A 25,887-nucleotide genomic window follows, 5' to 3' on the forward strand; every position below is an offset into this window, starting at 1 on the left:
GTCAGGCCGGTTGCCCCAGCAGTACGGTGGGCGCGCCCGCCACCCGGGTCAGGAACACCGTGCAGGAGTTCGGGCCCTGCGGCCGGAGCTTGCGGCGCAGCTCCTCCGGCTCCACGGCGGAGCCGCGCTTCTTGACCACCACCGTGCCGACCCCGCGCTCGCGCAGCAGCGCCCGCAGCCGCTTGAGGTTGAACGGCAGGGTGTCGGTGATCTCGTACGCGGTGGCGTACGGGGTGGGCACCAGGGTGTCGGAGGCGAGGTAGGCGATGGTTGGATCGAGCAGGCCGCCCCCGACCCGCTCCGCGACCTCCGCCACCAGGTGGGCGCGGATCACGGCGCCGTCCGGCTCGTAGAGGTTGCGGCGCACCGGGCCCACGGCCGGGTCGGGCAGCCGGCCGCCGGTCAGCGTGTGGCCGCCGGGCAGCAGGGTGGCGCGGTGCGGCTGCGCGGCGCCGGTGCCGAACCAGAGCACGGCCTCCTTGACGTCCCCGCCGTCCGAGACCCACTCGGCCTCGGCGTCCGCGGGCACCGCCTCGTGCGGCACGCCGGGGGCGATCTTCAGTGCGGCGTACGGGGTGCGCCGGGCGGCGGCGACGGCCCAGGAGAGCGGCGGGGAGTACGCCTCCGGGTCGAAGATCCGGCCGCGCGCCCCCCGGCGCGCCGGGTCGGTGAAGACCGCGTCGTATCCGGTCAGGTCCACCTCGGCCACGTCCGCGCAGCGCACCTCGACCAGGTCGGCCACTCCCAGCGCCCGCGCGTTGGCCTCGGCGGCGGCGCAGGCCAGCGGCGAGCGGTCCACCGCGAGCACCGCGATACCGGCCCGAGCCAGCGCGACGGCGTCGCCGCCGACCCCGCAGCAGAGGTCGGCCAGCCGCCGCACCCCCAGCGCGGCGAACCGGCGGGCCCGCCACTCGCCGACCGTGGTGCGGGTGGCCTGCTCGACCCCGTCCGGGGTGAAGTACATCCGGTCGGCGTCGCCGCCGAACTTGGCGCGGGCGCGCTGGCGCAGCCGGGCCTGACCGAGGGCGGCCGAGACCAGCTCGGCGGGGTGCTCGCGGCGCAGCCGGGTGGCGAGGGCCAGCTCCTGGCCGGGGTCGTAGTCGCGCAGCAGGGCCAGCAGGGCCTGCCCCTCGCCGGACTGAAGCTCCTGGAACGCGTCGATCTCCACTCGGCCATTCTCCCGCTTCGGTGCGGGCGCTTCGGTGGGGGTGCTTCGGTGGGGGTGCTTCGGTGGGGGTGCTTCGGTCGGGTGCGGGCTGTGCGGTGATGCCACTCGGGGCGCGGGGCGTTGTGCGGCGCGCCACGGAGGTGGGGGTTGTTCGCGCAGTTCCTCGCGCCCCTGGGGGTGCGGGGCTGAGTGTTCGCGCAGTTCCTCGCGCCCCTGGGGGCCGCGACACGCCCATGGCGCCTGCCGTTTCCTGGGCCGTTCTCAAGGCCGGCAGGCCCCGCCGCGCGCCCCCAACCCCCTACGGACAGCCGCCAGGACGACCCCCGTCGGTACCCGTCTCCGGTCAGCGAGACCAGCCACTGGTTAGCACTCTGGTTGACTGAGTGCTAGACGCCCCCTATGGTCGTCCTTGGCACTCTCCCCAGGAGGGTGCTAACGCGACGAGGCAGGTCCGGCACCCGCGACGACGGGCCGGCCAGGTCGCCACCTACCTTTAGACAACCCCGTGAGATCTCCGAAGGGGGAGGTCGGACGTGACGACCGCCAGCACCAAGGTTGCCATCAAGCCGCTCGAGGACCGCATTGTGGTCCAGCCGCTCGACGCCGAGACCACCACGGCCTCTGGCCTGGTCATCCCGGACACTGCCAAGGAGAAGCCCCAGGAGGGCGTCGTCCTGGCCGTGGGCCCGGGTCGCTTCGAGGACGGCCAGCGTCTCCCGCTGGACGTCGCCGTCGGCGATGTCGTGCTGTACAGCAAGTACGGCGGCACCGAGGTCAAGTACAACGGCGAGGAGTACCTCGTCCTCTCGGCTCGCGACGTCCTCGCGATCATCGAGAAGTAATTCGACGCTCACCGTAGAGTCGTGACCCGCCCCGGGCTCCCTGTCAGCAGTGACCGGGGTCCCGGGGCGCGGTTGTTGAGAGGGAAAAGACGCAACGATGGCGAAGATCCTGCAGTTCAACGAGGACGCGCGCCGCTCGCTTGAGCGCGGCGTCAACAAGCTCGCCGACACCGTGAAGGTGACGATCGGCCCCAAGGGCCGCAATGTCGTCATCGACAAGAAGTTCGGTGCTCCCACCATCACCAACGACGGTGTCACCATCGCCCGTGAGGTGGAGCTGGACGACCCGTACGAGAACCTTGGCGCGCAGCTCGTCAAGGAGGTCGCCACCAAGACCAACGACGTCGCGGGTGACGGCACCACCACCGCCACCGTGCTGGCCCAGGCCCTGGTCAACGAGGGTCTGCGCAACGTCGTGGCGGGCACCGGCCCCGCCGCTCTGAAGAAGGGCATCGACGCCGCCGTCGCGGCCGTCTCGGAGCACCTGCTCGCCATCGCCCGTGAGATCGAGGGCAAGGACGACATCGCCGCCGTGGCCGCGCTGTCCGCCCAGGACCAGCAGGTCGGCGATCTGATCGCCGAGGCGATGGACAAGGTCGGCAAGGACGGTGTGATCACCGTCGAGGAGTCGAACACCTTCGGCCTGGAGCTGGACTTCACCGAGGGCATGCAGTTCGACAAGGGCTACCTGTCGCCGTACATGGTGACCGACCAGGAGCGGATGGAGGCCGTCCTGGAGGACCCGTACATCCTGATCCACCAGGGCAAGATCTCCTCCATCCAGGACCTGCTGCCGCTGCTGGAGAAGATCCTCCAGGGTGGCGCCAGCAAGCCGCTGCTGATCATCGCCGAGGACGTCGAGGGCGAAGCCCTGTCGACCCTGGTGGTCAACAAGATCCGCGGCACCTTCAACGCCGTCGCGGTGAAGGCCCCCGGCTTCGGTGACCGCCGCAAGGCCATGCTCGGTGACCTGGCCACCCTGACCGGTGCCACCGTCATCGCGGAGGAGGTCGGCCTCAAGCTCGACCAGGCCGGTCTGGACGTGCTGGGCAGCGCCCGCCGGGTGACCGTCACCAAGGACGACACCACGGTCGTCGACGGTGCGGGCTCCTCGGAGGAGGTCACCGGCCGGGTCGCGCAGATCAAGGCCGAGATCGCCGGCACCGACTCCGACTGGGACCGCGAGAAGCTGCAGGAGCGGCTGGCCAAGCTGGCCGGCGGCGTCTGCGTCATCCGGGTCGGCGCCGCCACCGAGGTGGAGCTCAAGGAGAAGAAGCACCGCCTTGAGGACGCCATCTCGGCGACCCGCGCGGCGGTCGAGGAGGGCATCGTCGCCGGCGGCGGCGCCTCCCTGGTCCACTCCGCCAAGGTGCTGGAGGACGGCCTGGGCCTGACCGGCGACGAGGCCACCGGTGTCGCGGTCGTCCGCCGCGCGCTGGTCGAGCCGCTGCGCTGGATCGCCCAGAACGCGGGCCTCGAGGGCTACGTGATCACCGCCAAGGTGGCCGAGCTGGACGCCGGGCAGGGCTTCAACGCCGCCACCGGCGAGTACGGCGACCTGATCAAGGCCGGCGTCATCGACCCGGTCAAGGTCACCCGCTCCGCCCTGGAGAACGCCGCCTCCATCGCCTCCCTGCTGCTCACCACCGAGACCCTGGTGGTGGAGAAGAAGGAGGAGGAGCCGGAGGCCGGCCACTCGCACGGCGGCCACGGCCACTCGCACTGACGCAGCGCATCCCTTCCGGGGCCTGTGCCCGCCGCTTCCTCGCGGCGGGCACAGGCCCCGGTCGTTTCTCAAAGCACTGCTTATGATTGGGGAATGATCGAGGCACGTCATCTCAGGGTCCTGCGGGCGGCGGCCCGGACCGGCTCCTTCTCCGCCGCCGCCCGGGAGCTGGGCTGCACCCAGCCGGCGGTCAGCCAGCAGATGAAGGCGCTGGAGAAGTCGGTCGGTACGCCGCTGGTGGCCCGCTCCGGCCGGGGCATGCAGCTCACCGAGGCGGGCCGGGTGCTGCTCAAGCACGCGGGCGGCATCCTCGCCGGGCTCACCGCCGCCGAGGAGGAGGTCGCCGCCATCGCCGGGCTGCGGGCCGGGCGGGTGCGGCTGGTCTCCTTCCCGACCGCCAGCTCCACCCTGGTGCCGCGCGCGGTCGCGGAGGTGCGGGCCTCGCACCCGGGGGTGCGGGTCTCACTGGTGGAGGCCGAGCCGCCGGAGGCGCTGGCGATGCTGCGGGCCGGGGAGTGCGAAGTGGCGCTGGCCTTCCGCTACCCGGATCTGCCGCTGCCGGTACGGGAGCAGCCGCCGGTCCACCAGGAGGAGCCGGTGGCGGCCGGCGGCCATGGCTCCCGGCGCGAGGCGCGGGCCGAGGCCGCGCTGGAGGCGGCGGCGTCCGCCGCTGCGGGTGACTGGTCGGAGCTGGTGGTCCGCCCGCTGCTGGACGACCGGCTGGTCGCGCTGGTGTCCGCCGGGCATCCGCTGGCGGAGCGCGGCGCGGGCCGGCCGGTCGGGCTGGTGGAGCTGGCCGGGGAGCAGTGGATCGCGGGTTGCCCGCAGTGCCGGGGCCATCTCGTGGAGCTGTGCCGCCGGGCGGGCTTCGAGCCGAGCATCGACTTCGCCACCGACGACTACCCCGCCGTGGTGGGCCTGGTCGCGGCCGGGCTGGGAGTGGCGGTGCTGCCGGGGTTGGCGCTGGAGTCGGTACGGCACACGGGCGTCGCGGTGGTGGAGCTGACCCCGCCCGCGGCGCGGCAGGTGGTGGCGCTCACCCTGCCGGACCTGGCGGGGGTGCCGGCGGTGGAGCTGATGCTGGACCGGCTGACCAGGGTGGCGGCCGGACGCCTGGCCCAGCCCGTCGGCTGACAGCTCGGGCGGTTGGCGGGCCGGCGGCCGGCGGCCGGTTTGCGGGTGGGCGGCCCGGCGTCGTCCGGTCCGGGTCGGCGCATTGCAGAAACGATCCTGCATGAGTGGTCCCGTACGGCCCGGCGGCCCGGCGCACTGCGGGGCCGCCGTTCAACACGGTCCGGTCGACGGCGCGATCAGCGGGATCTCCACCAGGCGGTGCCGGGCCCGGCCCTGGAGCTCCTCGCGTTCGTCCTCGGTCAGGCCGCCCCACACCCCGTACGGTTCGCGGACGGTCAGCGCGTGGGTGGCGCACTGCGTGCGGACCGGACAGCGCATGCACACCTCCTTGGCGGCCTGCTCGCGCGAGCTGCGGGCGGCGCCGCGCTCGCCCTCCGGATGGAAGAACAGGGAGCTGTCCACACCGCGGCAGGCGGCCGAGAGCTGCCAGTCCCACAGGTCAGCGTTGGGGCCGGGAAGGCGAGAGAAGTCTGCCATGGCTCATCCCCTCAAGGGTTTCGCGAGGCTCGGGGGCGGCTGCGTCGGCCGTCACGGCGAGGCTCCGGGACGTCAGTGCGAACACATGGAAATATGACCTACGGAGAGATCTATAGGACAAGATGCCCAGTGAGTTGCACAACAGGCTCTCTCTACCCAAATCCCATGAAAAAGGACTAAGAGTACAAGCCGGGTGGTGGCGTGTCCTGGGAGCCGGTGCACTCGTTGGGACTACACCGGACCCGCCGGGCGTGCAGGACGCGGCGCACGGCTCGGGCGGCGGGCGGCGATCGGTAACGGGTCGACCACGTAGAGTGGTGGAGGTGGCCGCCGACCCGTAACTCATTCGAGTGACGGTCGTTGGGAGTGCGGAGGCGGTTAGCGGGCGCCGGGCGTCGGGACCGATCGCGAGCAGTACGAGCGATCCGATCGAAGCCTGTCGTCATTGGCCGTGTCGGTGACGATTCGTACCAGCCAGGAGGCTCAACGTGACGCGGATCAGCTGCGGAGGACGGTCATGACATCCGTTCTCGTGTGCGACGATTCCCCGCTTGCCCGGGAGGCGCTCCGCCGCGCGGTGGCGACGGTGCCCGGGGTCGACCGGGTGACCACTGCCACCAATGGCGAGGAGGTCCTCCGCCGGTGGGTGGCGGACCGCTCCGACCTCGTCCTGATGGACGTCCGGATGCCCGGTCTGGGCGGGGTGGAGACGGTCCGGCGGCTGCTGTCGGCCGACCCCGGGGCCCGCATCATCATGCTGACGGTGGCCGAGGATCTCGACGGGGTGGCCCTCGCGGTCGCCGCCGGCGCCCGTGGCTACCTGCACAAGGACGCGTCCCGCGCCGAGCTGCGGGCCACCGTGACCCAGGCGCTGGCCGACCCGACCTGGCGGCTGGCCCCGCGTCGGCTGCGCTCGCCGGACATGGGCGCCGCGCCGACCCTCACCGCGCGGGAGATCCAGGTGCTGGAGGGGATGAGCCACGGCCGCAGCAACGCGGAGATCGGCCGTGAGCTGTTCCTCTCCGAGGACACGGTGAAGACCCACGCCCGCCGCCTGTTCAAGAAGCTCGGCGCCTCCGACCGCGCACACGCGGTCGCGCTGGGCTTCCGCTGGGGCCTGGTCCGCTGAGCGGTCGTAGGACGGGGGTCGCCGAGCGGCCCGTGGCGCCGGTGTCCGGCGCTACGGTGCGGGCGGCGGCACCCGCCCCGGAGGCGGGCGGGGCTCCCGTACCGCCTCCCGGCGGCTCCGGACCGGGCAGCCCCGTGCGCGGCGCGGGACCGCATGGTGTCAGCGGGCGCCGCAGGCCGCACCATAGAGGCATGGAGTACCTCGGGGACCCGCTGCCGGACGCCGCACCGCAGGCCACGGCCGTCACGGGCGGGGCAGCTCATAACGTTCCGGTGCACAAGTCCGGGGGCGGTGCCGCGTTTTCCGGTTCGACCAGGCACCATGGACCGATGCGCTACGACGAGGCGGCCGCTCCCGGCGAGGCAGACTTCGGCGCGGCCGTGCCCGAAGGAGCAGGCGCCGGACAGTCGCGTTCAGCCGGTCGGCAGGGGGGCCTCGGGGTGCGGAGGGTGGCGGAGACAGTGGCCGAGCCGACCCGTCAGTCGGCGCCGTCCATGGCGGTGGGCGACCTGGTCGTCCGCGCCGTCCAGGGGGACGGCCGCGCCACCGACGCGCTGCTGGCGCATGTCCACCCCCTGGTGCTGCGCTACTGCCGGGCCCGGCTGACCAGGCTGCCCGGCAACGCCCGGCACCACGTGGACGACGTGGCACAGGACGTCTGCCTGGCCGTGCTCTGCGCACTGCCCCGCTACCGGGACCAGGGCCGGCCCTTCGAGGCCTTTGTGTACGGGATCGCCGCGCACAAGATCGCGGATCTGCAGCGGGCCGCCATGCGCGGCCCCGCCTCCACGGCCGTCCCCGCCGACGTACTGCCGGAGACCGCCGACGAGGCGCTCGGCCCGGAGGAGCGCGCCCTGCTCAGCAGCGACGCCGCCTGGGCCCGTGAACTGCTCGCCTGCCTGCCGCGCCGCCAGCGGGAGCTGGTGCTGCTGCGGGTGGCCGCCGGGCTGACCGCCGAGGAGACCGGGGAGGTGCTGGGGATGTCGCCCGGCGCCGTCCGGGTCGCCCAGCACCGGGCGCTGACCCGGCTGCGGGCGCTGGCCGGGCAGGCCGACGGGGCCACCGGGCTGACCGCCTGAGCCCGGCGGCGGGCCGGGCCGACCGGGGTGTCGGCCCGAGGGGCCGTTGGCGTCAAGGGATGCCCGGGACGTCAAGGGGGCGGAAGTAAAGGTCTCCGGTCCCAGTAGCATGGAGTATCGGTGTCCGGGCGGAGCCCTCGGCGTCCCCGCAGTGCCTCAGGTGCGCCTTGCGCTCCCGAGCAGCCCCGTGCAGGTACCGGTGCGAGCACGCGGGCGGGCGGGGAGAAACCGGACGCCCTCCGGCTCTTCCGCCACATCCGACGAGATCGCGTCCAACTCCGACCATCGGATCGGTCCGGCCCACCACGGGAAGGTATTCATGTCCTCCAACGCCGCCGGCGTACCCGAGAAGTTCGCCATGCTCGGGCTCACCTACGACGACGTCCTGCTGCTCCCGGGCGCCTCCGAGGTGCTGCCGAACCAGGTCGACACCTCGTCCCGGATCACCCGGAACGTCTCCGTCAATATCCCGCTGCTCTCCGCCGCCATGGACAAGGTCACCGAGGCCCGGATGGCCATCGCGATGGCCCGCCAGGGCGGCGTCGGCGTGCTGCACCGCAACCTCTCGATCGAGGACCAGGTCAACCAGGTCGACCTGGTCAAGCGCTCCGAGTCGGGCATGGTGACCGACCCGATCACCGTCCGCCCGGACGCCACGCTGGCCGAGGCCGACGCGCTCTGCGCCAAGTTCCGGATCAGCGGCGTGCCGGTGACCGACGAGGCCGGCAAGCTGCTGGGCATCGTCACCAACCGCGACATGGCCTTCGAGTCGGACCGCAGCCGCCAGGTCCGCGAGGTCATGACGCCGATGCCGCTGATCACCGGCAAGGTCGGCATCTCCGGCGAGGATGCCATCGGGCTGCTGCGCCGCCACAAGATCGAGAAGCTGCCGCTGGTCGACGGCGAGGGCCGGCTCAAGGGCCTGATCACCGTCAAGGACTTCGTCAAGGCGGAGCAGTACCCCAACGCCGCCAAGGACGCCGAGGGCCGGTTGATCGTGGGCGCCGCGGTGGGCGTCGGGGACGCCGCGTACGACCGCGCGGTGGCGCTGGTCGAGGCGGGCGTGGACTTCCTGGTCATCGACAGCGCGCACGGCCACAGCCGGGGCATCCTGGACATGATCGCCAAGGTCAAGGCCAATGTCCGGGTCGACGTGGTCGGCGGCAACGTCGCCACCCGCGACGGCGCCCAGGCCATGATCGACGCGGGTGCGGACGGGATCAAGGTCGGCGTGGGCCCCGGCTCCATCTGCACCACCCGGGTGGTCGCCGGTGTCGGCGTGCCGCAGGTCACCGCGATCTACGAGGCCGCCCAGGCAGCCGGCGCGGCCGGTATCCCGCTGATCGGCGACGGCGGCCTCCAGTACTCCGGCGACATCGCCAAGGCCATCGCGGCCGGCGCCGACACCGTGATGCTGGGCAGCCTGCTGGCCGGCTGCGAGGAGTCGCCGGGCGAGCTGCTGTTCATCAACGGCAAGCAGTTCAAGTCCTACCGGGGCATGGGCTCGCTGGGCGCCATGCAGGGGCGCGGCCAGGGCACGTCCTTCTCCAAGGACCGCTACTTCCAGGACAATGTGCTCTCCGAGGACAAGCTCGTCCCCGAGGGCATCGAGGGCCAGGTGCCCTACCGGGGCCCGCTGGCCTCGGTGGTGCACCAGCTGATCGGCGGCCTGCGCTCCTCGATGGGCTACGCCGGTGCGGCCGACATCCCGGAACTCAAGGACAAGGGCCGGTTCGTCCGGATCACCGCCGCGGGCCTCAAGGAGAGCCACCCGCACGACATCCAGATGACGGTCGAGGCGCCGAACTACCCCGGCCGCTGACCGGTCAGAGCCGTGCCGACCGGGCCCGTCCACCGCTTCGCGCGGCGGGCGGGCCCGGCCCGTTGTGGCCCGCCCGCCGGACTCCGGGATACTGGGAACGACCGGAGTCGATGCCCGAACGGGCAGATCACCGGCCGTGACGAGATGTACACAGCGGAAGGGCTCGAAGTGACCGAGATCGAGATCGGGCGGGGCAAGCGCGGCCGGCGGGCGTACGCCTTCGACGACATCGCCGTCGTGCCGAGCCGGCGCACCCGGGACCCCAAGGAGGTCTCGATCGCCTGGCAGATCGACGCCTACCGCTTCGACCTGCCCTTCCTCGCGGCGCCGATGGACAGCGTGGTGTCGCCCGCGCAGGCCATCGCCATCGGCAAGCTCGGCGGTCTGGGGGTGCTCAACCTGGAGGGTCTGTGGACCCGGTACGAGGACCCCGAACCGCTGCTGGCCGAGGTCGCCGCGATGGACGACGAGCAGGCCGCCACCCGGCGCCTCCAGGAGATCTACGCCGAGTCGATCAAGCCGGAGCTGATCGGCCGCCGGATCAAGGAGGTGCGCGACTCCGGGGTGGTCACCGCCGCCGCGCTCTCCCCGCAGCGCACCGCCGAGTTCTCCAAGGCGGTCGTGGACGCGGGCGTCGACGTCTTCGTGATCCGGGGCACCACGGTCTCCGCCGAGCACGTCTCCGGCGCGGCCGAACCGCTCAACCTCAAGCAGTTCATCTACGAGCTGGACGTGCCGGTGATCGTCGGCGGCTGCGCCACGTACACCGCCGCGCTGCACCTGATGCGCACCGGCGCGGCCGGGGTGCTGGTCGGCTTCGGCGGCGGCGCCGCGCACACCACCCGTACCGTGCTGGGCATCGAGGTCCCGATGGCGACCGCCGTCGCGGACGTGGCGGCGGCCCGCCGCGACTACATGGACGAGTCCGGCGGCCGGTACGTGCACGTCATCGCGGACGGCGGCGTCGGCTACAGCGGCGATCTGGCCAAGGCCGTGGCCTGCGGCGCGGACGCGGTGATGATCGGTGCCGCGCTGGCCCGCGCCACCGACGCGCCCGGCCGGGGCCACCACTGGGGCATGGAGGCCGTCCACGAGGAGCTGCCGCGCGGCAAGCGGGTGCACCTGGGCACCGTGGGCACCACCGAGGAGATCCTGCTCGGCCCCTCGCACACCCCCGACGGCACCATGAACCTCTTCGGCGCGCTGCGCCGGGCGATGGCCACCACCGGCTACTCCGAGCTCAAGGAGTTCCAGCGGGTCGAGGTCACCGTCGCACCGCACGCCAGCCACCGCTGATCCGGTCGGACAGACCCGAGGGGCCCGGCACCGCCGTTTGCGGCGCTGCCGGGCCCCTCGGCCGCATCCCGGTCAGCCGTGAGCGCCGGACCGCTTGGCGAGCGCGAACCCCATGTACCCGGCGACGGCGAAGAACAGCACGTCCATCACACCGAGCTGCTCCTTCCAGGCGTCGTACAGCGTCCCGGTGTGGTCCAGCATCAGCGTGGAGACCGAGATGCCCAGCTCGTGCTGCGCCAGCAGCGCGATGCCGAACAACTGCCCGAGGAAGACGCCCAGCAGGGCGAGCGGCACGCCCAGCACCGGCAGCGTCTGGCTGCGCCCGCCGACCTTGCCGAGTGCCGCGCCCACCAGCGCGCCCACCGCCAGCGCGGCATAGCTGAACTCGCGCTCGGTGACCCGGATCAGGCCGCCGTACAGCGCTGCGGCGACCAGGGCCGCGACCACACCGGCCAGCGCGCCGAGGGCCGCCCGGGAGGCGGTGGCCGGCGGCGCGGGGGCGATCGGCGCCTGGAGGTACGGGGACGGCGGGGGCGGCACCGGGCCGCCGAACTCCCCGGTCGGCGGCGGGATCGGCGCGCCGAACTCCCCGGCGGGCGGCGGCAGCGGTGCGCCGGACCGGCCGGCCGGCGGTGGCGGCAGCGGAGCCCCGGCGGGCGGCGGCACGGTGGTGTCGGGCGTGGGTGCTGGCTGGTCCATGGAGGTCCCCCGAGGAGAGTGAACGCGGACGTGCCGCACCCGGCCCCGTCGGGGCCGGGGCGCGAGCACGGGAATGGGCGGGAAGGCTAGCAGTGCCGGACGCCCGTTCCCAGAGCATTTCCGTGAGCGAGCGGCCACGCAGCGCCGATCGGCGCCGGTCGGGAACCGGAACCGGCGATCTCGCGTCTCAGTGCCTGCACCCGCCGGGGGCCGCCCGTCCGGCGATGGCCAGGGGCCGACTATGGGTCGGACGGGGGTTCAGGAGATGATGGGCGCCCTGGGCGTCCGGGGCGCGGGAGCACCCGTGGACACCGCCCCGCCCGACCCCGGTCCCGTACCGCACGGCGCGTGCGTCGGGGCCGACGCACCATCATGTCGACCGGCAGCAGTAGGGGATCGCATCCATGACCGAGGCGCAGGGTTCCACCGGCCGACTCCTGGCGGGCCGCTACCGACTGGAGTCGGTGCTCGGCCGCGGCGGCATGGGCACCGTGTGGCGCGCCGAGGACGAGATGCTCGGACGGGTCGTCGCGGTCAAGGAGCTGCGCTTCCACGGCGGCGTCGACGAGGAGGAGAAGCGCCGGCTGATCACCCGCACCCTGCGCGAGGCCAAGGCCACCGCCCGAATACGCCATGTCGCCGCCGTCACCGTCTTCGACGTGGTCGAGGAGGACGACCGGCCGTGGATCGTCATGGAGCTGGTCGAGTCCCGCTCGCTGTCCGACGTGATCAAGCAGGACGGCCCGCTGAAGCCGCGCCGCGCCGCCGAGATCGGCCTCGACCTGCTGGGCGTGCTGCGCTCCGCGCACGGCCACGGCATCCTGCACCGCGACGTCAAGCCGTCCAATGTGCTGATCGGGGACGACGGCCGGGTGGTGCTCACCGACTTCGGCATCGCCAGCGTCGAGGGCGACCCCTCGGTCACCTCCACCGGCATGCTGGTCGGCGCCCCCTCGTACATCTCGCCGGAGCGGGCGCGCGGTCAGAAGCCCGGCCCGCCCGCCGACCTGTGGTCGCTCGGCGCGACGCTGTACGCCATGGTGGAGGGCAAGCCGCCGTACGACCGGGGCTCCGCGATCTCCACCCTGACCGCCGTGATGACCGAGGACCTGAAGACCCCGGGCAACGCCGGGCCGCTGCGCCCGGTCATCGAGGGGCTGCTGCACAAGGACCCGGACGAGCGGCTGGACGAGCCCACCACGCGGTCGATGCTGCGCCGGATCATCGCCGAGTCGGCCGAGTCGGCCGAGACCGCCGAGGCCGCACCGCTCGCCGCCGCCGAGACCACCGTGCTGCCCGCCGTGCTGCCCGCCGTGGACGCGGCGAAGGACGGGCCCCGTACCGTGCCGCCGAAGGGCGGCGCACCCGTGGCGGAGGCCCCCGAGCCCGCTGCTGCCCCCGCCGCCGAGCCCACCGGCGGGCCCGCCGCCGGGAGCGGCGACGCGGACCGGCCCGAGCCCGGCAAGCGCGGCGCCGGAGCACTGGGCGGACTGCTGGGCACCGTACGGGTCGGCAGCCGGACGGCGCCGGAAGCCCCGGCGGCCACACCGCCCGCCGCCGAGCCGGCCGGGCCTGCGGCGGAGGCCCCGGCCACCGCCGTGCTGCCGGTCACCGGGCCGGACGGCGGCGAGCGGCCGCCCGGCGGCGGCACCGTGTACGGGGGCGGGATCGGGCACCGCATCCGCGAGTGGCGCTCCCAGCCGCCCGCCGAGCGCCGCCCCACCCCGCAGGCGCTGCTGATCTACCTGGTCGTGCTGGTGCTGCTGGCCACCGGCATCGTGCTCGGCGTCCGCGCCCTGTCGGGCGGCGACGGCAACCGGGACCGGGCCACCGGCGGCCACCCCGCCACCGGGTCGCCCAAGCCGTCCGACCCGGCGCCCGCCCCGCCCGCGACGGCCGGATCGCCGTCCCCGGCCACCACGCCACCGGCCACCCCGTCCGGCTCGACCGCCCCGTCCGGCTCGACCGGTCCGTCCGGCTCGACCGCTCCGACCGGTTCGACCACGCCGTCCGACCCGGAGACCGGCACCGGGCCGGTGGCAGGCGGCGGCGACGACGGTGGCGACGGCGACGACAGCGGGAACGGCGGCGGGAGCAGCGACGGCGACGCCGCCGTCCCGGCGGGCTACCAGACCTACACCAGCAACGGCGAGGACTTCTCCATCGCCGTGCCCAAGGGCATGAAGTACACCGGCGTCGCCAAGGACGGCGGTGACCAACTGGAGTACAAGGGCCTGGTGCTGATCGTCCAGCGGCGCACCGATGCCTCCGCCAGCGCACTGGACGACTGGCGGGACCGGGAGAGCCAGTCCCACTCGGGCTGGCCGGACTACCAGCGGATCGGGGATGTGCACCAGGTCTCCTACCGGGGCTGGAACGCCGCCGACTGGGAGTGGACCTACAACCGGGGCCCGGCCGCCAAGCACAGTCTCAGCCGTGCCTTCGTGGTCGACAAGAAGCACGCCTACCTCATCCAGTGGATCACGCCCGAGGACAAGTGGGACAGCGCCGCCGCCAAGGAGGCGCGCGACGTCGCCTTCCGCACCTTCGAGCCCGAGGACTGACCGGGCGTCATCGGGTGTCCGGCGCCGCGCCGCCGGGCAGGCGCTGCCGGTGATGTCGTCGGCGGCCCGTACGCTGGGCCTCGGAGGGAGGTCCATTGCCACCAGCGTCGGGACGGCTGCTGGCCGGGCGGTACCAGCTCACGGACCGTTCGGAGGACGCCGACGCGCCCGTGTCCTGCGTGGCCCTGGACACGCTCAGTGGCCTCCCGGTCGTGCTGGAGGCCACCCCGCTGCCCGAGCTGGTCAGCGCCGAGATGCTGGACGACGGCCTGGACACCGTCTACGGCCTGCCGCCGGAGGAGCCCGAGGCCCCCGGCGGCCCCCGCCCGCCCCGGACCGATGCCCTCGTCGTACGGGCCGTGCGCCGCGCCGCCGAGGCCGCGGACGCGGTGCCGGCCCACCCCCGGCTGCTCCAGGTCTTCGAGGTGTTCGAGCAGGACGGCTACCTCTGGGTGGTCGGCGAGCACCTGCCCGGGGTACCGCTCGCCCGGCTGCTGGAGCGCGGACCGCTGCCGCCGTACCGGGTCGCGGAGATCGCCGGTGATCTGCTGGGCGCGCTGCACGCCGTGCACGCCGCCGGGCTGATGCACGGCAACATCACCGCCGAGACGGTGCTGGTCTGCGAGGACGGCACCGCGATGCTCGGCGGTCTGAGCACCGGCGCCGCCCAGGAGGCACTGTCCGAGGGCACCGGCGCCGATGCGGCGGGCGGCCCCGATCCGGGGGCCGAGCCGGGGGCCGGGCCGGACGGCACCGGCTGGACGTTGGCCCGGCTGCGCGCCCGCGACACCCGCGCCGCGCTCACCGGGCCGTGCGCCGAGCGCTGGGCGCCGGAGCAGGTCGGGCCGGTGCGCGACGGGCAGTTCCCCCAGCCCAGGAGCCCCCAGCCCAGGAGCCCCCAGCCGTGGAGCCCGCAGCTCGGCGCGCCGGTCGGCCCGGCCGCCGACTGCTGGGCGGTCGGCGTGCTGCTCTTCCGGGCCCTCAGCGGCCGCGCCCCCTACCCGGAGGACGACATGGCCGTCCTCTTCGACGCCGTCCGGGCGGGCCGCCAGGCGTCCGCCGGGACCTGCGGCATGCTGCGCCCGCTGGTGGAGGAGCTGCTGCACCCCGACCCCGCCGCCCGGCCCCGCCCGGCGCAGCTGCGGGAGCGGCTGGTGGAGCTGCTGGCCCGCGCCCCGGAGCCGTACGACCCGGACGCCGCCTCGGTCGCGGCGCTGCTGCCCGCCGTCCGCCCGGCGGCGGCGCTGGAGCGGCCGGCCCGGGGTGGGATCGGCCGCCGCCGGGGCGGGGCACCGGTGCCGCACCCGGACCATCCGCACGGGCCGCCCCGGCACGCGGGCCGCCGCCCCGGTCGGCTGCGCGGGCTGCTCGGTCCGCTGCTGGTCGGCGGTGTGGTGCTGACGGTGCTGCTGGTGCTGCTGGTGGCCGCGCTGCTGACCGGTTGACGCTGCTGACCGGTCGGCTGACCGGTTGGCTGACCGGTTGACTGACCGGTTGACGGGGGCGGCCGGTGCGTTACAGCCGGATCACGCGGGTGGGGTCGGGATAGGCCGGGTCGGCTCGGGCGCCTAACCTGTCCCCAGTACATGTTCGAGTGGTGAGCAGTGGCCGCTCCGGGTAGACCCGGGGTGACGGGCGACGGGGGTCGTCGTGCGATGCCGCACCACCTGCCGGTGCGGCGGTACGCAGACGAGGGGGAGCACGGATGGGTACGCAGGACGGTTCCGTACCGGGCGCCGCCGCGACCCCGGGCGGCGCTGAGGCCGCCGCCGACCGCGCCGAGGACGCCGCAGGTGCCGGCTCGGGCAGAGCCGGCACCGGCGGCACGGAGCGGGCGGGCGGGGCGGACCGGGCGGGCAGGGCGGCCGGTTCCGGGCCACCGCCCCGGGGGCCGCGCGACGGGCGGCTGCTGGCCGGGCGCTATCTGCTCGGTGACCGGCTGGGCCGGGGCGGCATGGGCACGGTCTGGCGGGCCGAGGACCGGATGCTCGACCGCGAGGTGGCGGTCAAGGAGCTGAGCATCGGTCACCTCCCGGAGGAGGACCTCGTGATCCTCCAGACGCGGATGAAGCAGGAGGCCCGCGCGGCCGCCCGGATCAAGCACCCGGGCGTGATCACCATCCACGATGTGCTGGAGCAGGACGGCCGCCCGTGGATCGTGATGGAGCTGATCGACGGCCGCTCGCTGGCTGACGTGGTCTCCGAGGAGGGCACCCTGCTGCCCCGCGACGCCGCCGACGTCGGCGCCCAGGTGCTGGCCGCGCTGCACCGGGGCCACCAGGTCGGCGTGCTGCACCGCGATGTGAAGCCCGCCAATGTGCTGCTGGAGAGCGGTACCGGCCGGGTGGTGCTCACCGACTTCGGCATCGCCACCTTCGAGGGCTCCACCTCGCTGACCCGGCCCGGCGACCTGGTCGGCTCGCCCGACTACCTGGCCCCCGAGCGGGCGCAGGGCCACCGGCCGGGGCCGGAGTCCGACCTGTGGGCGCTCGGCGCGACCCTGTACGCGGCAGTCGAGGGCGAATCCCCGTTCAGCCGCCCCTCGCCGCTCTCCACGCTGGCCGCCGTGGTGGGCGAGCCGCTGCCCGAGCCGCGCAGCGCCGGGGCGCTGATGCCGGTGCTGCGGGCGCTGCTCCAGAAGGACCCCCGGGACCGGCCGAGCGCCGACGAGGCGATGCGGATGCTGGAGGGCGTCGCCGCCGGGCACACCCTGGGCATCACCCTGGGGCCGCCCGCCGCGCAGCGGACGCCCACCCAGGTGGTGCCGGTGGTGGACCGCACCGGCGGCGCATCCGACGGCGCCCGGCCGGCCGAGGCCCGACCCGGTGGCGCCCGCCCCGCCGAGGCGCCCACCCCGCTGTTGGCCGCGAGCCCGCCCGGCGGCGGCCCGCAGCAGCCCGCCCCGCCGTTCCCGGCGGCCCGGGGCGGCCACTCCGCCGGTACGGTGCGCCGCTCCGGTCGGCGCCGGGCCGGGCTGCTGGTCGCGGCCGCGCTGGTGGCGGCGCTGCTGGGCGGCGGCGTGGCGTATCTGGCGGTCGCCCAGCGGAGCGGCGACTCCGTCGGGCCCGCCGCCGTCGCCTCGCCCACCCCGACCGCGTCGGCGTCGCCGTCCGACTCCCCGTCCGACTCCCCGTCCGCCTCGCCCACCGGCGGTACGGACCGGGAGCGGCCGCCCGCGCCGGACGGCTACCGCTGGGCGGACGACCCGGACGGCTTCCGCTTCCTGCTGCCGGACTCCGCCGACCAGCCGTGGACGCGGGCGATCAACCAGGGGCAGATCGACTACAGCCCCGACGGCAACAACCACTATCTGCGCTTCTCGGTGATCACCGGCCAGACCGCCACCCCGCTCCAGCACGCCGAGACCATGGAGCAGACCGTCAGCCAGTCGGCGGGCTACCAGCAGCTCCAACTGGTCGAGAACGACTACAAGGGCCACACCGGCGCCGTCTGGGAGTTCACCTACAACGCCGTCAGCGGCCCCCGGCATGTGATCGAGCAGCTCTACCGGGTGGGCGGCACCGAGTACGCGATCTACCTCTCGTACCCGGAGGCCGACTGGAAGACCGGCGAGCAGCGGTTCTACACCGTACGCAACAGCTTCACCCCGACCGGCGGCTGATCCGCCGCCGGGCCCCGGGAGCCGCCGGACCCCCGGGAACCGCCGGGCCCCGAGGTCCGGCGGGCGCGTACGGTGGAAGGAAGGCCGGGGGCGGGTCCGACCGCTCCGGTGCCGCGCCGCCAGGTGCTCCGGGAGGAGGCCGTCATGGCCGTCACGGACCGGCTGCCGCAGCAGCCCCAGCAGGTGGACGCAGTGGTCGTGGGCATGGGGCCGGGCGGCGAGGAGGTCGCCGGGCGCCTGGCCGACACCGGCTTGGACGTGGTCGGCGTCGATGAGCGGCTGCTGGGCGGCGAGTGCCCGTACTGGGGGTGCATCCCGTCCAAGATCATGGTGCGGGCGGCCGGGCTGGTGGCCGAGGCGCACCGCATCCCGGGCACGGCCGGCACCGCGATGGTGCACCCCGACTGGCGGCCGCTGGCCCGGCGGGTGCGGCGGGCCACCGACGACTGGAGCGACGCGGCGGCGGTCGACCGCTTCACCGCCCGGGGCGGGCGCTTTCTGCGCGGCCGGGGCCGGCTGACCGCCCCCGGCGAGGTGACCGTGGAGACGGCCGACGGCGGTGAGGTGGTGCTGCGGCCGCGCCGGGCGGTGGTGATCGCGGTCGGTTCGGAGCCCGCCGTACCGCCGGTGCCGGGGCTGGCCGCCACGCCGTACTGGACCAACCGGGAGGCGATCGAGGCCACCGAGGCGCCCGAGTCGCTGCTGGTGCTGGGCGGCGGCGCGGTCGGTCTTGAGTTGGGCCAGGTGTTCCAACGGTTCGGCACGGCGGTGACGGTGGTGGAGGTGGCGCCCCGGCTGCTGGGCCAGGAGGAGCCGGAGGTCGCGGAGCTGCTGGTCCGGGTGCTGTCGGATGACGGGGTGGAGGTCCACACCGGGGCCGACCTGGAGTCGGTGTCGTACGCCGACGGCCGGTTCACGGTGCGGTGTGCGCGCGGTGAGCGGCTGGCGGCGCAGCGGCTGCTGGTGGCGACCGGGCGGTGGGTGGACCTGGCCCGGTTCGGCGCGGGGGTGCTGGAGGTGGACGAGGGTGCGGCCGCGCTGCCGGTGGACGCCCGGATGCGGGTACGGACGCCGGGCGGGCCCGGGGTGTGGGCGGTCGGGGATGTGACCGGGCACGGTGCGTTCACCCATGTGGCGGTGTACCAGGCCGATGTGGCGGTGCGGGCGATCCTCGGCCGGGGCGGTCCGCAGGCCGAGTACCACGCGGTGCCCCGGGTCACCTTCACCGACCCGGAGATCGGCGCGGTGGGCCTCACCGAGGCGCGGGCCCGGGAGCGCGGGCTGCCGGTCCGGATCGGTCGGGCCGACCTGGCGGCGAGCGCCCGGGGCTTCGTCCACGGGCCGGGCAACGACGGCTTCGTCAAGCTGGTGGTGGACGCGGACAGCGGCGTACTGGTCGGTGCGACGGCCGTCGGCCCGACCGGCGGCGAGACCCTGGGCGTCCTCACCCTCGCGGTCCAGGCCCGCATCCCCGTCACCGAGCTGGCCCGGACCGTCTGGGCCTACCCCACCTTCCACCGCGCCATCGCCGACGCCCTCGCCGCCCTCAGCTGAGCCTGCTGTCGGCTCCGGGCACGCGGGGGAACCGGGTGTGATCTCCCTCTCGGCCTGCGGGGAATGGGCTTGTATGCTCACGCTTCGTACCGAGTCGCAGTCCCCGTCCCCGCAGGGGGTCGGCAGGCGATCCGCGTCCGAGCGAAGCACCCGGCACGGGCACATTCACCCGCGCCCCCGGTCGGCACCGGTCAGTGCTCCGCAGGACCGCGGGCCGCCATGGGCTGGTCAGACGCCGGTCCGCGATGCGGTCCGGGACTGGAAGGCTGCACCTGCCCCAGGGCGCAAGCCCGAGATCCCTTTCCGAGGAGACCGGTGAACACCACCGACCAGCATCCCATCGCCCGACCGGTACCGCTGCGGCAGCGCCGCTCGGCCCGCAGCACCGCCGGGCTGCTGATCGCCGCCGCCGCTCTGGTGGTCGGCGCCACCGCGTGCAGCGGCTCCACCGGGGCGGCGGGCGCCGCACCGGCCGCCGGGGACGCCGGGGCGAGCGCGCCGGCGGCGACGGCCACCCCGGAGAGCGTGGAGTCGGTGTCGGCCGAGGTCGCCGCCGCTCGGGCCGCCGCCGCAGCGGAGCTGAAGACGGTGCAGGGCCAGGGCAACGCCGTGGGCGACATCACGCTCTCCGGCGTCCCGGCGAGCACCGCGCACGGCCACCCCGCCGCGACCGTGAAGATCAGCAACCACTCCGGCCGGACGGCCTCGTACGCGGTGCTGGTCGATTTCGTGGACGCCTCGGGGAAGACGGTGGAGAGCACGGTGACGGCCCTGCACGACCTGGGCGACGGGCAGACCGCGACCCTGCTCACCTTCGGTACCAAGTCCAGCCGCACCACGACCACGCCGAAGGTGGCCAAGGCGCAGCGCAGCTGAGCCGGGCCGCCCGGGGAGGGGCGGGGAACCGCGCCAGTGATCGATGGCGGAAATCGGGATTCACGGTTACCGGCGGGTATCCAACCGGCGTCGGAGCGCCTACGCTTCGCGGTATGACGGAAACCACGCTGAGCGGTCAGGGCGGGGACCAGTCACCCGGGAGGAAGTCACCCGGGAGGAAGTCACCCGGGAGCACGTCACCCGGGACGGAGCGGGGCAACCCCGTCGCCCCCGGCGGCGGCCGGACGGTCACCGACGCGGTCACCGAAGCGCTGGTCGCCCGGCTGGCGCGGGGCGTCACCGCCGGGGCCGCGCCGACCCTCGTCCGCACCCGGGCGCCGTTCACCGGCGAGGTGCTGGCGGCGCTGCCCGAGTCCACGCCCGCCGACGTCCGGGAGGCGTACCGCCGGGCCCGCGCCGCCCAGCCGGGCTGGGCCGCGCTGCCGGTCCGCCGCCGGGCGGCCGTACTGCTGCGCTTCCACGACCTGCTGCTGCGCCGGCAGGACGAGGTGCTGGACCTGGTCCAGGCGGAGACCGGCAAGTCCAGGCTGCACGCCTTCGAGGAGGTGCTGGCGGTGGCCGGCGCCGCCCGCCACTACGGCCGGGCCGCCGCCGGGTACCTCAGGGACCGCCGCCGGGGCGGCGCCGTACCGCTGCTCACCCACACCGTGGAGGCCCGCCGCCCCAAGGGCGTCATCGGCCAGATCTCCCCGTGGAACTACCCGCTGGAACTCTCCGTCGGCGACGCGCTGCCCGCCCTGGTGGCCGGAAACGCCATCGTCAACAAGCCCGACACCCAGACCGCGCTGACCGCGCTCTGGGCCCGCGAGCTGTTCACCGAGGCCGGCCTGCCCGCCGACCTGTGGCACATCGTGGTGGGCGACGGCCCGGTGGTCGGCCCGGCCGTGGTGGAGGGCGCCGACTACGTCTCGTTCACCGGCTCCACCCGCACCGGCCGCGACGTCGCCCAGCGCGCCGCCGCCCGCCTGGTCGGCGCCTCCCTGGAGCTCGGCGGCAAGAACGCGATGCTGGTGCTGGCCGACGCCGACCTCGACCGGGCCGCCGAGGGCGCCGTACGGGCCTGCTTCTCCTCCGCCGGGCAGCTCTGCATCTCCATCGAACGGCTGCTGGTCCACCGCGACGTGGCCGATGCCTTCCTGGAGCGGTTCACCGCCCGGGTGCGGGCGATGCGGCTGGGCACCGGCCTGGCGTACGGGGCAGACATGGGCTCGCTGGTCTCCCGGCGCCAGCTGGACGCGGTGACCCGGCACGTGGACGAGGCGGTACGGCTCGGCGCCACCGTGCTCACCGGCGGCCGCCCCCGGCCCGACCTCGGCCCGCTGTTCTACGAGCCCACCGTGCTGGACGGCGTCCAGGACACCATGGCCGTCTGCGCCGAGGAGACCTTCGGCCCGGTCGTCTCGGTCTACCGCTTCGCCACCGAGGACGAGGCCGTCACCCGCGCCAACGCCACCCCCTACGGCCTCAACTCCAGCGTCTGGACCCGCGACACCCGGCGCGGCCGGGCCGTCGCCGCCCGGCTGCGCACCGGCACCGTCAACATCAACGAGGCGTACGCCGCCGCGTACGGCTCCAGCGGCGCCCCGATGGGCGGCATGGGCGACTCCGGGCTCGGCCGCCGCCACGGCGTGGAGGGCATCCACAAGTACACCGAGGCGCAGACCGTCGCCACCCAGCGGCTGCTGCCCATCGCCCCCTCGCTGGGCATGGACGACGCCGCCTTCGCCGCCTTCTTCACCCGCAGCCTCAAGGCGCTGAAGGCGCTGCGCCTCAAGTAGCCTCCGGACGGGCCAGGCGGACCGCCGCGCCGCAGCGGGGGGTGCGGCATGCCCGAAGGAGTCCTGACGACGCCGCCGGAGGTGCCGCCGAAGCGGCCGGCGGCGCCGGAGTGGCTGGCCCGAGCACGCCAGGCGACCCGAGCAGTACGGGCAACCCGAGCAGTACGGGCGACCCGAGCAGTACAGGCAAAGGGCCCCGCGGCGGGCGGGGCCCTTTGTCATACAGCACACGGCGTCAGGGCAACGCCGGTGCTGAGGTGACGGCGCCGGGGGAGGAGCGCCGTCCTGCGGTTTGGCCTCTGTACCGGCCCGTGGCGGGTGCGCCCTGGGCACGGAGATGTGATCACTGAGCGTGAGCAGGCAATCGTTGTCACCCCACTGTTTCGGCCACGCTCGCACCGGTGGCCACCGAGGTGGTGGGCGCCGTCCCGGTGAACCCCTCACCAGCATCGTGGGGGACCGGCGGGGTTGTGTGCAACTGGTTCGACAGACTCGGGTGCCGCCGATTTCCGGCCCCGGGCGGGAGCGGAGCCACCGGGAGCCGCCCCCCGGAGATCGTCACGCTGCGCAAAGAATGCGCCATGGGCGCATGGCATGGGCGTGTGCGCTGGTAGAGCTGTCGCGCGCCCCGCGTACGGTCGGGGCGACGCCGTCGGCGGGGCGGCCGACCCGGGCGTCCCCGGAGCCGGCCGCCCTTCCTTTTCAGTCGTGACCGGGCCGCTGTCCCCTGCTTTCCGGTCACAGCACCGGCGCGGTGTCCCACGGCGCGGGCCCGGTCCGGTCGGCGCGAGCCGACGCGGGGCGGGCCACGCGCCTCAACGCGCCGGTGGACTGGAAGTTCCACGCGTGGTCCTACATGCCGCACTGGACGGCCCCGTGCGAGGGGCCGGCGGTCCGCCCTGGCTGGTGCGGGAGCGCTCGTACGGTCATGGTGCTCAACGAGCCCGGACGGTGGCCGGTCACGCCCACCGGGTGTGGCGAACGGGTGAATGGCGGGGCGTCCGAGCGCGGTAAAGCGGTGGCCCGTCCGGTGGCGGCGGGCCATACTGGCGGTATGTCCAGCGCAGCGCGGCACTTCTCGTTTGGCTATGGCACCGGCAGGTCCGGTTGCCGAGCCGCTGCTGCGTGAACGACTGACGCACAGACCGCACAGGCGCCCCGGGCCGACCAGGCCCGGGGCGCCTGTCGTGCGTCGCGGGCCGGGTCGGGCGGCGGGGCACCCCGTCCCGAGGAACGAGGACCATGACCGCCACCCCCACCCCCACCCAGCCCGGCACCGCTCCCGAGGCCGAGGCCCAGACCGAGACCCAGACCGACACCGCCGCCGAGGCCGCCGCCGTGATCGCCAGCGCCCGCGCCCGGATCGACGATCTCGACGGCCGGATCATCGCCCTGGTCAAGCAGCGCGCCGCCGCCTCCGCCGAGGTGCAGGCGGCCCGCCGCTCCGTCGGCGGCCCCCGGCTCGCGCTCTCCCGCGAACTGCAGATCCTGGAGCGCTTCCGCACCGAGCTGGGCCGCCCCGGCACCGAGGTCGCCAAGCTGCTGCTGGAGCTATGCCGCGGCCCGATGTGATCCACCGGCCGGGGCCCCGCCGCCTGCCCGGCGGGCTGCGGGGCCCCGGCCGGTAGACTGGGGTTCCGACCCCCCGCAGCACCCGCCGGAAGGCCGCACGTGTCATCAGCGACCCCCGTACAGACCGAGCAGACGACCGACACCGTCCTGGTCGTCGACTTCGGTGCCCAGTACGCCCAGCTCATCGCCCGCCGGGTCCGTGAGGCCCGCGTCTACAGCGAGATCGTCCCGCACAGCATGCCGGTGGCGGAGATGCTGGCCAAGAACCCCAAGGCGATCATCCTGTCCGGCGGCCCCGCCTCCGTGTACGCGGACGGCGCCCCGGCGGTGCAGCGGGAGCTGTTCGAGGCCGGCGTGCCGGTCTTCGGCATCTGCTACGGCTTCCAGGCGATGGCCCTGGCCCTGGGCGGCACCGTCGCCCACACCGGCCTGCGCGAGTACGGCCGCACCCCGATGCGGGTCGGGCGGCCCGGCTCCACCCTCTTCGAGGGCGTGCCGGGCGACCCGTCGGTGTGGATGTCGCACGGCGACTCGGTCTCCGAGGCGCCCGACGGGTTCACCGTCACCGCCGCCACCGACGGCGCGCCGGTCGCCGCCTTCGAGTGCGACGCGCGCAAGCTGTACGGCGTCCAGTACCACCCCGAGGTGCTGCACTCGGAGCACGGCCAGCAGGTGCTGGAGCACTTCCTCTACCGGGGCGCCGGGCTCTCCCCCGACTGGACCACCAGCAATGTGGTGGAGGAGTCGATCGAGGCGGTCCGCGCCCAGGTCGGCACCAAGAAGGTCATCTGCGGTCTCTCCGGCGGCGTGGACTCCGCAGTGGCGGCGGCCCTGGTGCAGAAGGCGGTCGGTGACCAGCTGACCTGCGTCTTCGTCGACCACGGCCTGCTGCGCAAGGGCGAGGCCGAGCAGGTCGAGAAGGACTTCGTGGCCGCCACCGGCGTCCAGCTGAAGGTGGTCGACGCCCAGGAGCGCTTCCTGGCCGCGCTGGCCGGGGTGAGCGACCCCGAGCAGAAGCGCAAGATCATCGGCCGGGAGTTCATCCGGGTCTTCGAGCAGGCCGCCCGTGAGGTGGTCGAGGAGGCCGGCGCCACCGGCGAGCCGGTGGAGTTCCTGGTCCAGGGCACCCTCTACCCCGATGTGGTGGAGTCCGGCGGCGGCACCGGCACCGCCAACATCAAGTCGCACCACAACGTCGGCGGCCTCCCCGAGGACATGCGGTTCCAGCTGGTCGAGCCGCTGCGCCGCCTCTTCAAGGACGAGGTCCGGATGGTCGGGCTGGAGCTCGGCCTGCCCGGTGAGATCGTCTGGCGCCAGCCGTTCCCCGGCCCCGGCCTGGGCATCCGGATCGTCGGCGAGGTCACCCGGGAGCGGCTGGAGCTGCTCCGCGAGGCCGACGCCATCGCCCGCGCCGAGCTGACCGCGGCCGGCCTGGACCGCGACATCTGGCAGTGCCCCGTCGTGCTGCTCGCGGACGTCCGCTCGGTCGGCGTCCAGGGCGACGGCCGCACCTACGGCCACCCGATCGTGCTGCGCCCGGTCTCCTCCGAGGACGCCATGACGGCCGACTGGTCGCGGGTCCCGTACGACGTGCTGGCGAAGATCTCCACCCGGATCACCAACGAGGTCGCGGACGTCAACCGCGTCGTGCTGGACGTCACCAGCAAGCCCCCGGGCACCATCGAGTGGGAGTGACCCCGGTCACCCCCTCGGTCAACGGCGCCGCCATCCGACACACGTTCGGGTGGCGGCGCCGCCGTTTCCCGCCCTCTACGCTGGTACGGAGGCCAGAATCCCGTGCCATGGGAGGAAGCATGACCGCAGAGCCGCTGCCCCAGCCGAAGCAGTCGGCAGTCCCGGACTGGCTGATCCCGCCGGAGGCCGGCTTCACCGCCGACGACTTCCTGCGGATGACCGCACTCCCGCCGCATTCGGAGTTGATCGACGGAAGCCTGATCTTTGTCAGCCCGCAGAGGCTTTTCCACACTTTGGCCATGGATCTGCTGGTGTACGGCCTGCGCCGGACCGTTCCGGAGAACCTGCGGGTGCGACGTGAAATGAGCGTCCTGCTGGAGCCGCGGCAGTGCCCGGAGCCGGACATCACGGTCGTGCGGGCCGAAGCGGACGCCGACCCCGACCAGACGCGCTACCAGGCCGCTGACGTGCTGCTCGCCGTCGAGGTGGTCTCACCGGATTCGGAGATCCGGGACCGGGAGCGCAAGCCGCAGCTCTACGCCCGGGTGGGCATTCCGCACTACTGGCTGGTCGACCGGTCCGAGAACGGGAGTCCCACTGTGTACACCTATGAGATCGACCCGACGGCCCGGGTCTATGCGCTCACCGGCATCCACCACGACCGGTTGAAGCTCACCGTTCCGTTCGAGATTGATATCGACTTGTCGGACATCGAACACCTGTAGTCCGGACTCTTCCGCTACGGCCGGGGTCGTGGTCTGCTGTCCTTGCGGCGGCTGACGGGTCGTCTGCTACGCCGCGCGGCGCGTATCGAATCGTCTGCGCCTCCTAGG

Annotated in this window: 19 protein-coding genes; 16 read left to right on the top strand and 3 right to left on the bottom strand. The window is 74.2% G+C overall.

Annotated features, from left to right (window positions below):
* Position 1: 1 nt before the first annotated feature.
* Complete coding sequence (locus tag ACIQGZ_RS13870; RefSeq protein ID WP_402601689.1) at positions 2-1,168, bottom strand: methyltransferase domain-containing protein; 1,167 nt, start codon at positions 1,166-1,168, stop codon at positions 2-4.
* A 533-nt stretch (positions 1,169-1,701) separates the two neighbouring features.
* On the opposite strand from ACIQGZ_RS13870, the gene groES reads away from it, so the two are divergent.
* The 3 genes from groES (at position 1,702) to ACIQGZ_RS13885 (ending at position 4,870) form a co-directional block, all read left to right on the top strand.
* Complete coding sequence (gene groES / locus ACIQGZ_RS13875) at positions 1,702-2,010, top strand: co-chaperone GroES (protein WP_055586200.1); 309 nt, start codon at positions 1,702-1,704, stop codon at positions 2,008-2,010.
* Between the two features lie 97 nt (positions 2,011-2,107).
* Positions 2,108-3,736, top strand: a complete 1,629-nt coding sequence (gene groL, locus ACIQGZ_RS13880; protein WP_402601691.1) for a chaperonin GroEL — start codon at positions 2,108-2,110, stop codon at positions 3,734-3,736.
* Between the two features lie 93 nt (positions 3,737-3,829).
* Positions 3,830-4,870, top strand: coding sequence for a LysR substrate-binding domain-containing protein (locus ACIQGZ_RS13885; protein WP_402601692.1), 1,041 nt, complete (start codon positions 3,830-3,832; stop codon positions 4,868-4,870).
* Positions 4,871-5,020: 150 nt separating this feature from the next.
* Here ACIQGZ_RS13885 and ACIQGZ_RS13890 read toward each other — a convergent pair whose 3' ends face one another.
* Positions 5,021-5,347, bottom strand: coding sequence for a WhiB family transcriptional regulator (locus ACIQGZ_RS13890; RefSeq protein ID WP_402601693.1), 327 nt, complete (start codon positions 5,345-5,347; stop codon positions 5,021-5,023).
* Positions 5,348-5,864: 517 nt separating this feature from the next.
* Here ACIQGZ_RS13890 and ACIQGZ_RS13895 point away from each other — a divergent pair.
* The 4 genes from ACIQGZ_RS13895 (at position 5,865) to ACIQGZ_RS13910 (ending at position 10,673) form a co-directional block, all read left to right on the top strand.
* Complete coding sequence (locus tag ACIQGZ_RS13895; RefSeq protein WP_014136228.1) at positions 5,865-6,476, top strand: response regulator transcription factor; 612 nt, start codon at positions 5,865-5,867, stop codon at positions 6,474-6,476.
* Between the two features lie 494 nt (positions 6,477-6,970).
* A complete protein-coding gene (shbA, locus tag ACIQGZ_RS13900) occupies positions 6,971-7,555 on the top strand; it encodes an RNA polymerase sigma factor ShbA (protein WP_402601976.1) in 585 nt (194 codons plus the stop codon).
* A gap of 319 nt (positions 7,556-7,874) precedes the next feature.
* Positions 7,875-9,377 carry an IMP dehydrogenase gene (gene guaB, locus ACIQGZ_RS13905; RefSeq protein ID WP_402601694.1) on the top strand — a complete coding sequence of 501 codons (1,503 nt, stop codon included), beginning with the start codon at positions 7,875-7,877 and terminating at the stop codon, positions 9,375-9,377.
* 168 nt (positions 9,378-9,545) lie between these two features.
* Positions 9,546-10,673: a GuaB3 family IMP dehydrogenase-related protein gene (locus tag ACIQGZ_RS13910; RefSeq protein WP_402601695.1), complete on the top strand. Its 1,128-nt coding sequence runs from the start codon at positions 9,546-9,548 to the stop codon at positions 10,671-10,673.
* 72 nt (positions 10,674-10,745) lie between these two features.
* Here ACIQGZ_RS13910 and ACIQGZ_RS13915 read toward each other — a convergent pair whose 3' ends face one another.
* Positions 10,746-11,372, bottom strand: a complete 627-nt coding sequence (locus ACIQGZ_RS13915) for a hypothetical protein (RefSeq protein ID WP_402601697.1) — start codon at positions 11,370-11,372, stop codon at positions 10,746-10,748.
* A 404-nt stretch (positions 11,373-11,776) separates the two neighbouring features.
* Here ACIQGZ_RS13915 and ACIQGZ_RS13920 point away from each other — a divergent pair, with 404 nt between their 5' ends.
* From ACIQGZ_RS13920 to ACIQGZ_RS13960, 9 genes are all read left to right on the top strand, one after another.
* Positions 11,777-13,936, top strand: coding sequence for a serine/threonine-protein kinase (locus ACIQGZ_RS13920; protein WP_402601699.1), 2,160 nt, complete (start codon positions 11,777-11,779; stop codon positions 13,934-13,936).
* 95 nt (positions 13,937-14,031) lie between these two features.
* Positions 14,032-15,381, top strand: a complete 1,350-nt coding sequence (locus ACIQGZ_RS13925; protein WP_402601700.1) for a hypothetical protein — start codon at positions 14,032-14,034, stop codon at positions 15,379-15,381.
* 260 nt (positions 15,382-15,641) lie between these two features.
* Positions 15,642-17,558 carry a protein kinase gene (locus ACIQGZ_RS13930; RefSeq protein WP_402601701.1) on the top strand — a complete coding sequence of 639 codons (1,917 nt, stop codon included), beginning with the start codon at positions 15,642-15,644 and terminating at the stop codon, positions 17,556-17,558.
* 144 nt (positions 17,559-17,702) lie between these two features.
* Positions 17,703-19,112, top strand: a complete 1,410-nt coding sequence (locus tag ACIQGZ_RS13935; RefSeq protein ID WP_402601703.1) for a dihydrolipoyl dehydrogenase family protein — start codon at positions 17,703-17,705, stop codon at positions 19,110-19,112.
* 315 nt (positions 19,113-19,427) lie between these two features.
* Positions 19,428-19,988: a hypothetical protein gene (locus ACIQGZ_RS13940; RefSeq protein ID WP_402601704.1), complete on the top strand. Its 561-nt coding sequence runs from the start codon at positions 19,428-19,430 to the stop codon at positions 19,986-19,988.
* Between the two features lie 113 nt (positions 19,989-20,101).
* The gene (locus tag ACIQGZ_RS13945; RefSeq protein ID WP_402601705.1) at positions 20,102-21,787 is read left to right on the top strand and encodes a succinic semialdehyde dehydrogenase; all 1,686 of its coding nucleotides are present in this window, start codon (positions 20,102-20,104) and stop codon (positions 21,785-21,787) included.
* Positions 21,788-23,029: 1,242 nt separating this feature from the next.
* Positions 23,030-23,359 carry a chorismate mutase gene (locus ACIQGZ_RS13950; protein WP_402601706.1) on the top strand — a complete coding sequence of 110 codons (330 nt, stop codon included), beginning with the start codon at positions 23,030-23,032 and terminating at the stop codon, positions 23,357-23,359.
* A gap of 99 nt (positions 23,360-23,458) precedes the next feature.
* Entirely contained in the window at positions 23,459-25,054 is a 1,596-nt protein-coding gene (gene guaA, locus ACIQGZ_RS13955; RefSeq protein ID WP_402601708.1) for a glutamine-hydrolyzing GMP synthase, read from the top strand.
* 119 nt (positions 25,055-25,173) lie between these two features.
* Positions 25,174-25,779, top strand: coding sequence for a Uma2 family endonuclease (locus ACIQGZ_RS13960; protein WP_402601710.1), 606 nt, complete (start codon positions 25,174-25,176; stop codon positions 25,777-25,779).
* Positions 25,780-25,887 lie beyond the last annotated feature (108 nt).

It is taken from the genome of Streptomyces sp. NPDC092296, assembly GCF_044755465.1.
Taxonomy (GTDB): Bacteria; Actinomycetota; Actinomycetes; order Streptomycetales; family Streptomycetaceae; genus Peterkaempfera.

Coding starts and splice junctions, on each gene's coding strand:
- ACIQGZ_RS13960 (WP_402601710.1), top strand. CDS start 25,174: ATGACCGCAGAGCCGCTGCCCCAGCCGAAGCAGTCGGCAGTCCCGGAC.
- ACIQGZ_RS13890 (WP_402601693.1), bottom strand. CDS start 5,347: ATGGCAGACTTCTCTCGCCTTCCCGGCCCCAACGCTGACCTGTGGGAC.
- ACIQGZ_RS13930 (WP_402601701.1), top strand. CDS start 15,642: ATGGGTACGCAGGACGGTTCCGTACCGGGCGCCGCCGCGACCCCGGGC.
- ACIQGZ_RS13945 (WP_402601705.1), top strand. CDS start 20,102: ATGACGGAAACCACGCTGAGCGGTCAGGGCGGGGACCAGTCACCCGGG.
- guaB (WP_402601694.1), top strand. CDS start 7,875: ATGTCCTCCAACGCCGCCGGCGTACCCGAGAAGTTCGCCATGCTCGGG.
- groL (WP_402601691.1), top strand. CDS start 2,108: ATGGCGAAGATCCTGCAGTTCAACGAGGACGCGCGCCGCTCGCTTGAG.
- shbA (WP_402601976.1), top strand. CDS start 6,971: ATGGCGGTGGGCGACCTGGTCGTCCGCGCCGTCCAGGGGGACGGCCGC.
- ACIQGZ_RS13895 (WP_014136228.1), top strand. CDS start 5,865: ATGACATCCGTTCTCGTGTGCGACGATTCCCCGCTTGCCCGGGAGGCG.
- ACIQGZ_RS13950 (WP_402601706.1), top strand. CDS start 23,030: ATGACCGCCACCCCCACCCCCACCCAGCCCGGCACCGCTCCCGAGGCC.
- ACIQGZ_RS13915 (WP_402601697.1), bottom strand. CDS start 11,372: ATGGACCAGCCAGCACCCACGCCCGACACCACCGTGCCGCCGCCCGCC.
- ACIQGZ_RS13885 (WP_402601692.1), top strand. CDS start 3,830: ATGATCGAGGCACGTCATCTCAGGGTCCTGCGGGCGGCGGCCCGGACC.
- ACIQGZ_RS13935 (WP_402601703.1), top strand. CDS start 17,703: ATGGCCGTCACGGACCGGCTGCCGCAGCAGCCCCAGCAGGTGGACGCA.
- ACIQGZ_RS13920 (WP_402601699.1), top strand. CDS start 11,777: ATGACCGAGGCGCAGGGTTCCACCGGCCGACTCCTGGCGGGCCGCTAC.